This window comes from Paractinoplanes hotanensis (assembly GCF_023717965.1).
Lineage (GTDB): Bacteria > Actinomycetota > Actinomycetes > Mycobacteriales > Micromonosporaceae > Actinoplanes > Actinoplanes polyasparticus.
This window is the reverse complement of record NZ_JAMQOL010000056.1, coordinates 1-10,093: the sequence shown is the minus strand read 5'-3', so window position 1 is coordinate 10,093 and position 10,093 is coordinate 1. Positions and strand designations below refer to the sequence as shown.

Annotated in this window: 10 protein-coding genes; 5 read left to right on the top strand and 5 right to left on the bottom strand. The window is 71.7% G+C overall.

Annotated elements, in window-relative coordinates:
- Nucleotides 1-1,089 (bottom strand): 8-amino-7-oxononanoate synthase (locus LXN57_RS37340; RefSeq protein ID WP_251802942.1); only part of this gene is annotated, 1,089 nt, incomplete at its 3' end.
- Between the two features lie 132 nt (nt 1,090-1,221).
- On the opposite strand from LXN57_RS37340, the gene bioB reads away from it, so the two are divergent.
- Together bioB and bsaP are read left to right on the top strand one after the other, a co-directional pair.
- Nucleotides 1,222-2,217, top strand: coding sequence for a biotin synthase BioB (gene bioB, locus LXN57_RS37335; protein ID WP_251802941.1), 996 nt, complete (start codon nt 1,222-1,224; stop codon nt 2,215-2,217).
- The gene (gene bsaP / locus LXN57_RS48680) at nt 2,217-2,393 is read left to right on the top strand and encodes a biotin synthase auxiliary protein BsaP (RefSeq protein WP_438870915.1); all 177 of its coding nucleotides are present in this window, start codon (nt 2,217-2,219) and stop codon (nt 2,391-2,393) included. The genes bioB and bsaP overlap by 1 nt, the downstream gene beginning before the upstream one ends.
- Nucleotides 2,394-2,469: 76 nt before the next feature.
- On the opposite strand, the gene LXN57_RS37330 is transcribed toward bsaP, so the two are convergent.
- Entirely contained in the window at nt 2,470-3,513 is a 1,044-nt protein-coding gene (locus LXN57_RS37330; protein WP_251802940.1) for a GNAT family N-acetyltransferase, read from the bottom strand.
- Nucleotides 3,514-3,618: 105 nt separating this feature from the next.
- Complete coding sequence (locus LXN57_RS37325; RefSeq protein WP_251802939.1) at nt 3,619-4,326, bottom strand: ACT domain-containing protein; 708 nt, start codon at nt 4,324-4,326, stop codon at nt 3,619-3,621.
- A gap of 311 nt (nt 4,327-4,637) precedes the next feature.
- Here LXN57_RS37325 and LXN57_RS37320 point away from each other — a divergent pair, with 311 nt between their 5' ends.
- Nucleotides 4,638-5,414: a pyrimidine reductase family protein gene (locus tag LXN57_RS37320; protein ID WP_308206682.1), complete on the top strand. Its 777-nt coding sequence runs from the start codon at nt 4,638-4,640 to the stop codon at nt 5,412-5,414.
- Here the strand turns inward: LXN57_RS37320 and LXN57_RS37315 are convergent.
- Nucleotides 5,402-6,373, bottom strand: coding sequence for a CU044_5270 family protein (locus LXN57_RS37315; RefSeq protein ID WP_251802937.1), 972 nt, complete (start codon nt 6,371-6,373; stop codon nt 5,402-5,404). The genes LXN57_RS37320 and LXN57_RS37315 overlap by 13 nt on opposite strands.
- Nucleotides 6,366-6,965 (bottom strand): RNA polymerase sigma factor, encoded by a 600-nt coding sequence (locus tag LXN57_RS37310; RefSeq protein ID WP_251802936.1) that lies wholly within the window; start codon nt 6,963-6,965, stop codon nt 6,366-6,368. The genes LXN57_RS37315 and LXN57_RS37310 overlap by 8 nt, the downstream gene beginning before the upstream one ends.
- Nucleotides 6,966-7,159: 194 nt before the next feature.
- Here LXN57_RS37310 and LXN57_RS37305 point away from each other — a divergent pair, with 194 nt between their 5' ends.
- Nucleotides 7,160-8,902, top strand: a complete 1,743-nt coding sequence (locus LXN57_RS37305) for an ATP-binding protein (protein ID WP_251802935.1) — start codon at nt 7,160-7,162, stop codon at nt 8,900-8,902.
- 17 nt (nt 8,903-8,919) lie between these two features.
- The coding region (locus LXN57_RS37300) for an exonuclease SbcCD subunit D (protein WP_251802934.1) at nt 8,920-10,093 on the top strand (1,174 nt) is incomplete at its 3' end.

Here is a 10,093-nt window from a genome sequence, read left to right as displayed (position 1 = left end):
GGCGGCACCTGGGTCGGCGGTGGCGGCGGGGGGCTCGGGCCTGGCGGCACCTGGGTCGGCGGTGGCGGCGGGGGGCTCGGGCCTGGCGGCACCTGGGTCGGCGGTGGCGGCGGGGGGCTGAGGCTTGGCTTCACCGGGGTCGGCGGTGAGTGGGGAGGCCGTGGGCAGGCAGACTTTCAGGCCGGCGGCGCTGAGGCGGGCGACCGTCAGTTCGGCGCGGGCGCGCAGCAGGGCTCGGCGGTCGTCGGCGGCGCGGGCGATGCGCAGGGCCTCGTGGACGCCGGCGGTGACGGCGGGTGGGAGCGCGGTGTCGTAGATGAAGGTGCGGCCGGTGTCGATCAGGTGGCGGCGGAATGCGGCGGGGCCGGCCACCACGCCGCCGGCGGCGCCCAGTGACTTCGACAGGGTGGCGGTGACGATCACGTCGTCCAGGCCGGACAGGCCGGCTGCGGCCACGCCGCCGGCGCCGGACGGGCCGAGCAGGCCCAGCGCGTGGGCGTCGTCGACCAGGAGCAGGGCGCCGCGGGCGTTTGTCACCTTGTGGAGGGACGCCAACGGGGCCAGGTCGCCGTCAACGGAGAACACCGACTCGGTGACGACCAGGGCGCGGTTGGGGCGGTGGGTGTCGATGATCTGGGCCACGGCGGCCGGCGAGTTGTGCGGGGCGACCACCGTGCGTACGCCGGAGATCTTGCAGCCGTCGATCAGGGAGGCGTGGTTGTAGGCGTCGGAGACGATCAGGTCGCACACGCTGGTGAGGCTGCGCACAGCGGCCAGGTTGGCCAGATAGCCCGACGAGAAGACGAGCGCCGACGCCGACCCGAGCCAGGAGGCCAGTTCCGCCTCGAGTTCCGCGTGGACCAGGGCAGACCCGCGCACCAGGCGCGAACCGGTGGCGCCCAGCCCGTACGCCGCAAGGGCTTTCGCCGCGGCCCCGATCACCGCGGGATGAGTGGCCAGGCCGAGATAGTCGTTGCCGGCCAGATCGACGACGGAGCCGCCGGCCGGCCGGGGCCGCAGCCGACGCGTCAGCCCCGCCTTGGACCGGCTTGCGGCCAGGCCCTCCAGAGCCTCCAACCAGCCCGCCAAGACAACCCTCCAACACCCTTCCGGGCGATCGCGAGACTGGGAAACTACCACCCACCACCGACAGCTTCGCCGCCGCGGAAGCTCCCGCTGCCCACCGCCCTCGAACGGCTCGGAGCTTGTTACGGTACGGACATGTCAGAGATCCTCGACCGGGCCACAGCCCAGGTGCTCAACGACGGTATCGGCCTCGACGAGGCGCAGATCCTCGAGGTGCTGCGGTCGCCGGACGACGATCTTCCCGCGCTGCTCCAGCTCGCCCACGACGTGCGCATGAAGTGGTGCGGCCCCGAGGTCGAGGTCGAGGGCATCGTCTCGCTCAAGACCGGCGGCTGCCCCGAGGACTGCCATTTCTGCTCGCAGTCGGGCCTGTTCGCGTCGCCGGTGCGCTCGGTCTGGCTCGACATTCCGTCGCTTGTCGAGGCGGCGAAGCAGACCGCGGCGACCGGGGCGACCGAGTTCTGCATCGTGGCCGCCGTGCGCGGGCCCGACCAGCGGCTGATGGACCAGATGCGCGAGGGCGTCAAGGCGATCCGGGCCGAGGTCGACATCCAGGTCGCGGCCAGCCTCGGCATGCTCAGCCAGGAACAGGTCGACGACCTGGTCGAGATGGGGGTGCACCGCTACAACCACAACCTCGAGACCTGCCAGTCGCACTTCCCCAACGTGGTGACCACCCACACCTGGGAGGAGCGCTGGAGCACGCTCAAGATGGTGCGCGAGTCGGGCATGGAGGTCTGCTGCGGCGGCATCCTGGGCCTGGGCGAGTCGGTGGCGCAGCGGGCCGAGTTCGCGGCCCAGCTGGCCCAGCTCGACCCGCACGAGGTGCCGATGAACTTCCTGAACCCCCGGCCGGGTACGCCACTGGGCGATCAGCCGGTGGTCGAGGGCAAGGACGCGCTGCGCGCCATCGCCGCGTTCCGGCTGGCCATGCCGCGCACGATCCTGCGCTTCGCGGGCGGCCGCGAGATCACCCTGGGCGACCTGGGCACCCGCGACGGGCTGCTGGGCGGCATCAACGCGGTGATCGTGGGCAACTACCTGACGACGCTGGGCCGCCCGGCCACGGCCGACCTCGAGCTGCTGCAAGACCTGAAGATGCCGGTCAAGGCGCTCTCGGCGACCATCTGATGTTCTGTGACCGGTGCGGCGAACCGGCCGCGGAAGGGGCGCACAGCGCGTGCGCCGAGGCGCGGGCGCTCGAGCCGCCGCGCTTCTGCCCGGATTGTCGCCGGCGCATGAAGGTGCAGGTCGTGCCGACAGGGTGGAAGGCCACCTGCGTCGAGCACGGCACGCGTACGGCTTAGCGAGCACGCACGCGTACGGCTTGGAAAGAACCCTTGGTGGCGGCGGCCCGGAGACCGCCGCCACCTCTCTCACCCGTCACCCGAAGGCGGCAGGAGTCTCTTTGCCCGCGCGGTGGCCCGCGATCGGCAGGGTCACGCTGACCAGCGTGCCGTCGCGGTCGGCCGCGCCGCCGCCGAGGCGTCGCAGCGTGCGCAGCATGGCCACGTTGTCGGCCGCGGTGTGCGCGATGAGGGCGGCGAAATCGCCCTGCTCGGCGTACGCGTAGAGGCGCCGCAACAGGGCGGTGCCGATGCCGCGGCGCTGCCAGTCGTCGTCGACCAGTATGGCGACCTCGCCCAGGTCACCCTCGGCGAGCAGGTTGCCCATGGCCACCACGCGGTCACCGGCCAGGGCCAGCAGGGTGCGCCCGTGGCCCGGCGGCTCGAGCAGCTGGACCAGCCGCGCGTCGGTGGGCGCACCGCTCAGGTAGCGGCGCTGCAGGGAGGCGGCCGAACTGCCGGCGTGCAGATCGCGTACGGCGTCGAGGTCGTCGATCGTGGCGGCGCGCAGCGTGAGCTCGGCGCCGTCGGGCAGCAGCAGCGTTGTCTGCCCCTCCTGCCGGCGCAGCATCGCGCCGGACAGCTCGATCAGGGCCTGCGCCCGCGCGTATTCGGCCGGGGTGAACGCCGGGGCCGCGCGCAGCACCTCGAACGAGCCGCCGGCCGGGTCGGCCAGGATCATCCGCACGGCCTCGTAGCCGGGACGGGCGAGCAGCGGATCGGGCCGCCAGCGCACCTCGGTCGCGTCGAGCAGGGCGACCAGCGCCTCGGCCAGCGTGTCGGACTCGTGGACCAGCCGGCCGGCCAGAGCGAGGGCCCGGGTCGGCTGGTCGACCAGGCCCTGCGCCTCGGCCCGGGCCACGAACGCGTCGCGGCCGCGGCCCTTGGCCACCGAGGCCAGCAACTCGGACTCGGTCATCGTTTCGGGCGCGTCGACGAGGAAGTCGTCGACGGCGCCGGCCTCGGTGGTGTGCACCTGGACGGCGAGGATGTTCACCGACCGCAGGGCGAGGCTTGCGGTCAGAACGGAGAGGTATCCCGGTCGGTCGTCAACCGTTGCCCGGATCCGCCACAGCGCCATGGAGGGCACCCCTTTCGGCGAGTCACGTCAGCTTTACCGTCCTCAATTCTCCTCCGCCGCTGTTAACCGGACATTGCTTGAGCTGGGATTTCGGCGAGAGTCGAATCACAGCGGCGACGGCACGGCGACGGCGTCGAGCCGGTCGCCCAGAATCACCGCGGCCGCGCGGATCAGCTGCGCCACCCGGTCGACCTCGGTGACGTGGAAGGCCGCCGCGGGCAGGTCGTCGGCGTCGGAGCGGGCGACCACCAGCACCAGGCCGGCCCGGCCGAACGGGGCGATCGCGAACCGGGTGCCGTCGGCGCCGGTCAGCGGCCGGGCCCGCAGCGGGGTGATCTCGGGTAGGTGCAGGGGGCCGGGGGCGCGCCAGCTCGCGTAGGCCACGGTGGGATCGGAGGGCAGCGTGCGGGGAGCGTCGGCCCGCGCGGCCCAGTCGGCCGGCACGGTCGCGGCGGCTGCCCAGTCGGCGGCGAGCAGGCCGGGCACGGCGTCGACCAGCGTGGCCAGACCGTCGGCCGGGTTGGCAGCCACCTGGGCCAGCAGCTCGGCGTCGTGACCGCCGGAGACGGGGGCGCCGATCGCCTTCCAGACGCCGTCGACCTGCACGCCGGGGATCGCGGCGAGACCGGCCAGCAGCCGTTCGACGCGGGAGGCGCCCGGCCACACGACGGTGAAATCGTCGACGGCGCGGCCGCCCAGGCGTTCCAGCACCACCACCTGCACGATGTCGGCCCCGGCGACGCCCAGCGTGCGAGCCACCTGACCGAGGGCGCCGGGGCGATCGGGCAGAGTGACTCGGACCCGCAGCAACATGCAACTCCTCCCGCCTGTGAGGGGCACGGTCCGGTGTGGTTCATGTCGGTTTTCCGCTGCGGATAGGTACAGCGAAGCCGTCCCCTGAGGCGTACAGCCTGCCAATTCGGCGTTTCGCCCCGGTTGCGGCGCCGTGTCCGGCACATCATGTGGTTCGGCTATGCCGAGGATCACACCAGGCCGGGAGGGATTCGTACCCGCGGTTCGTACCGTTCGAGTCACCTGACCGGGCCCGGCGGGCGATAGGGTCGAGGCGTGATCTGCAAGGCCTGCCAGGAGCGACGGCACGACGACTGCCGCGGCGGTTCGTGGTGCGACTGCCAGCATCGCGCGAGCAAGCCGACCCCACCGGTGACCGGGCCGCCGGGCCCGTGACCAGCTTTCCCGCGTGGCCCTCGTCGGCCGGCGACCTGGTCGAGCTGTATCCGCGCAACCCGTCGCCGACGCTGCGCGTCAACTTCATCGCCAGCGCCGACGGCGCCGTGACGGTCGGCGGGCTGTCCGGCGGGCTGCACGGGCCGGGCGACAAAGAGATCTTCGACTCGCTGCGGATGGTCTGTGACGCACTGATCGTCGCCGCCGGCACCGTACAGGCCGAGAACTACGACGCGTTACGGCTGACCCCCGCCGCCCGGCAGTGGCGGATCGCGCACGGCCTACCCGAGTTCCCGCTCATGGTGATCGTCTCGGGCTCCCTGAATCTCGACCCGGACCAGCTGATCTTCTCGGACGCGCCGATCCGCCCGATCGTCGTGACGACGACCCGGGCCGACCCCTCCGCCCTGACCGGCATCGCCGACGTGATCGCCGTCGGTGACGACACAGTGGATTGCGCCGCAGCGGTCCGCGAGCTGAACGCGCGCGGCGCCGCCCAACTGCTCTGTGAGGGCGGTCCGCACCTGTTCGGCGCCCTGCTCGACGCGGATCTGGTCGACGAGCTGTGCCTGACGGTCTCACCGCTGCTGGTCGGCGGCGGCCCCGGTCGTATCTCGTCCGGAGCCGCCACCGATCCGCGGCCGATGTCCCTGCGTCACGTGCTCACGCTCGAGGACATGCTCTTCCTGCGGTACGCCCGTCAGGGCAGCTGACCGGCCCGGTCGACAACCGCCACCTTCAGCTGCGCGGTCCACCCGATCACGGCCCCGGCCGGGAACGGCGCCGCGTCCTTCTGCGCGACTTCCCGCTCACCGAGGAACCGGTAGCTGGCCGCGTCGAAGATCAGATCGTGCCGGGTGGCGTGGTGCACCTTGGAGACCGCGACGCCGCGCCGCCCGGCCAGGTCGACCTGCTTGACCACGGTGGTGCCGGGGATCGTGGCGGCCGCCTCGAACATCGCGGCCACCGAGGCGGGCGGGACGTACTGCTCGCGCAGGGTGTCGCCGACCTTGATGAACGCCGTCACGTCGGGTGGGTTGCCACCCTCCTTCCCGCTCTCGGCGCCGGCGTACAGCCACTCGCGCATGCCCTTCGCCTCGGTCGGCAGATCCCGCAGGTAGGCCGGGATCGGTGTGCCCTGGACGGGGAGCGGCACGTTCTCGTGGATCAGACTGGTCGGATCGGCGGCATCCTCAGGGTCCGTCGCCCGCTCGCGCAGCAGGCCGTCACGGGTGCCGTCGGCGGACAGCCAGATGCGGCGGTTCTTCTCGACCGGCGGGATGTATTTCCCGTCCTTCAGATCGCCGTTCGCCGAGGCCTCGGCGCCGCCCCAGGCCACCAGCGATTCGACGTAGACGAACTGGTCGGGACGAGCCGGTTGGACCGGTTCGCGGCGGGCCTCGGCCGCGGCCAGACGCAGTACCTGGGCGGCCTCGGTCGAGGGCTGCTGCTCCCGCTGCTCCGGCTGCTCCGGGTTCACGCCCACGACGGTGAAGGCGACGGCGGCCGTGACCACGCCGACGGCGGTGGCGGGGATCAGGCTCCACACCCACCGCTTCCTGGCTTTCCGCGGTTCGGCGCGGAACATGCGCGCCCGGGCGTCCGCGAGAACGGCTGCCGTGGGCGGTGGCACGTCGGTGCGGAACTTCTCCATCAGGTCCAGGTCATTCATGGTCGTTCCCGTTCGTGAGATCGAGTTCGGGGCAGCCGTGCAGGGCGGCTCGGAGGCGCTTGCGGGCGCTGTGCAGGCGGGAGCGGACGGTGCCGACCGGGATGTCCAGGGCGCGAGCCACCTCGGGATAGCTGAGCTGGGCCTGGCTGACCAGGGTCAGCACCTCGCGTTCGCCCACGTTGAGGCGGGCGAGGACGCCGGCCAGGGCCCTGACGTGCTCGGCCGCGGTGACCTGGGCCGGCACCGTGTCCTCGGGTCCGGCCAGCGCCGGGTCGAGGCCCGTGCGGGCGAGTGCGCGGTATTGCCTGATCTCGGTGCGCTGATGGCCGCGCAGCAGGTTGGCCGCTATGCCGTAGAGCCAGGGGAGGGCGTCGGGCCGGCTCAGGTCGTACGCGGATCGGCTCTTGAAGGCCGTGAGGAAGGTCTCGGCGGTGAGATCGTCGGCGAGAGTGCGCCCGCCGCGTCGGGCCAGGTAGCGGTGGATGGCGGCGGCGTGCCGGTCGAAGATCGGGCCGAAGCTTTCCGGCTCGGTGGTCGAAAGCTTGATCAGGTCGCCGTCGGTGAGCTCGGCCCGGGTGGCCGTGGGTCTCATGCGGTGCCTCTCGCGTCCGGTGGAATCGCTGTCACCCCGCTATTGGCCGATCGGCTCACATCGGTTCATTGATGGGCGCGCCTCCACCATCGAACCAAGATCTTGTGGATAACTCTGTGTATGAGCACTAGAAGTTGTGGACAACGTGTGCCAACTGACTCCTGGTGCGGGTTCTGTCGTACCCCTGGTGCAACATGATCGGCGTGTCTGACGAAACTTCCCCCGTCGGGCGGGTGCTAGGCACTGCCGACGCCACGCCGCTCCAGTTCTGGACGGCCGTGTCCGAGGGCAGCTATCTGCAACTCGACGACGTCGTGGTGACCAAGCGTGATCTGCCGGACCGCGAACCGGTGACGATCGCCGGAGTGGTGACCCAGGTGAGGGCGCGCCACGAGGGCGCTCAGTTCGACTCCGACGTCTTCGCGATCGCCGAGGGCACGCTGCCGGCCGTGGTGCAGGAGGCGGCCGAGATCACCACCACCCGGGTCGACCCCGAGCTGTACGTCCCGCCCTCGCCCGGCGCGGTCGTGCACCGGGCGACCGGCGAGGCCCGCGACGCCGCGCTGCACTTCGACCGGATGGACAGGCGCATCCCGATGGGCACCGGCCGCGACGGCGTGCCCGTCTACCTCAACGCCGACTTCCTCGACGGCACCCGCGGCGCGCACGTGTCGATCTCCGGCATCTCCGGCGTCGCCACCAAGACGAGCTTCGCGACTTTCCTGCTCTACTCGGTGTTCCGCTCCGGCCAGCTCGGGGCCGACGGCGCCAACGCCCGCGCCCTGATCTTCAACGTCAAGGGTGAGGACCTGCTGTTCCTCGACCACCCCAACACGAAGCTCGACGAGGCGACCCGGGCCAACTACAAGCTCCTCGAGCTGCCGGCGACGCCCTTTTCCGACGTACGGGTCTACGCCCCGCCCCGAGCGGGCGACTCGTCCGGCGCGCCCGATGTGAGCAGCCGGCTCACCGGCGTCGACTCGTTCTACTGGACGCTCGAGGAATTCTGCTCGCTGCGCCTGCTGCCCTACGTGTTCGCCGACGCCGACGACGAGCGCCAGCAGTACACGATGGTCGTCCACTCGGTGACCGCCCACCTCAACCGCTACGCCGTGCCCGCCGAGGGCGGCATCAGCATCGACGGCAAGCGGATCGGCTCGTACGGCGATCTGGTCGACCACATCGTCGAGCAGCTCACCGACGACGAGACCCGGTCGACCTGGGCCGGCTCCGCGGTCAACATGGGCACGGTCAACGCGTTCGCCCGCCGCCTCATCGGCAGCAAGCGCGACCTGGCCCGGCTGATCCGCGGCGACCTCGCCCAGCGCCGCCCGCACCAGATCAAGACGGCCGAGTCGGCCCAGGTCACGGTGGTCGACCTGCACAACCTGCCCGACCGGGCCCAGCGGTTCGTGGTCGGCGTGACGCTCAAGACCGAGTTCGAGGAGAAGGAGAAGGCCGGCACCGGCCGCCCGCTGCTCTTCGTCGTGCTCGACGAGCTGAACAAGTACGCCCCGCGCGAGGGCAGCTCCCCGATCAAGGAGGTGCTGCTCGACATCGCCGAGCGGGGGCGGTCGCTCGGGGTCATCCTGATCGGCGCCCAGCAGACCGCCAGCGAGGTCGAACGGCGCATCGTGACCAACTCGGCGATCCGCGTGGTCGGCCGGCTCGACCCGGCCGAGGCGGCCCGGCCCGAATACGGCTTCCTGCCCCCGGCCATGCGGCAGCGCGCCCTGCTGGCCCGCCCCGGCACGATGTTCGTCAACCAGCCCGACATCCCGGTCCCGCTCTGCGTCGAGTTCCCGTTCCCGGCCTGGGCGACCCGCAAGTCCGAGTCCGGCCCACCGCCCGCCGAGACGATGAAGTCGATCGTCCAGGGCGCCGATCCGTTCGCCGTCGCGGGCAACGGTTCGTCCGACGACGACATTCCGTTCTGAGAGTCTAGGGTTTCGCGATGCGCATCCTGCACACGTCCGACTGGCACGTCGGCAAGGTCCTCAAGGGCCGCGGCCGGCACGACGAGCACATTCGCGTGCTGGCCCAGGTGGTCGAGATCGCCCGGGCCGAGCGCCCCGACCTGGTGATCATCGCCGGTGACCTCTACGACACCGCGGCCCCGACAGCCGACGCGACCCGGGTGGTCACCCGGGCGCTCTCCGCGCTGCGGCAGACCGGCGCGCAGGTGGTGGTGATCGGCGGCAACCACGACAACGGGCCCGCCCTCGACGCGCTGCGCCCGTGGGCCGAGGCGGCCGGCATCGTGCTGCGCGGCGCCGTGCGCGACAAGGCCGACGAGCTGCTGATCACCGGCGAGACCGCCGGCGGCGAGAAGTGGCAGCTCGTCACGCTGCCGTTCCTCTCCCAGCGGTACGCGATCCGGGCCGCCGAGATGTACGAGCTGACCGCAGCCGAGGCCAGCCAGACCTACGCCGACCACATCGCGCGGCTGATCGAGCGGCTCAGCGACAAGTTCGACCAGCCCGGCGTGATCAACCTGCTCACCGCCCACCTGACGATCGTCGGCGCCTCGGCCGGCGGCGGCGAGCGCGAGGCACACACGATCATGGGGTACGCCGTGCCGGCCACGGTGTTTCCGCGCAACGCCCACTACGTCGCGCTGGGTCACCTGCACCGGGCCCAGCAGGTGATCTCGCCCTGCCCGACCCGCTACAGCGGCAGCCCGCTCGCGGTCGACTTCGGCGAGGAGGAGAACATCTCCTCGGTGGCGATCGTCGACGTGGCGGTCGACAAGGCGGCCCGGGTGCGCGACGTGCCGATCACCGGGGCGATCGCGTTGCGAACGGTTCGCGGCACCCTCGAACAACTGGCGACGGTGAACCTTCCGGACGCCTGGCTCCGTGTCCTCGTGCGCGAGAAGCCACGGGTCGGCCTCCGCGAGGACGTGCAGGAGCTGCTGCCCAACGCCCTCGAGGTGCGGATCGACCCCGAGATGATGCCCGACCGGGCGGGGGAGCGCATGGCACAGCGGGCCGGTCGGTCGCCGCGGGAACTCTTCGGCGACTACCTGGACAGTCGCGACAACGCCGACGACGGCGTCCGCGAACTCTTCGACGAGCTGTACGACGAGGTGAGCACCGTGAGCCCCGGCGCGGAGCGAAGCGGAGTTG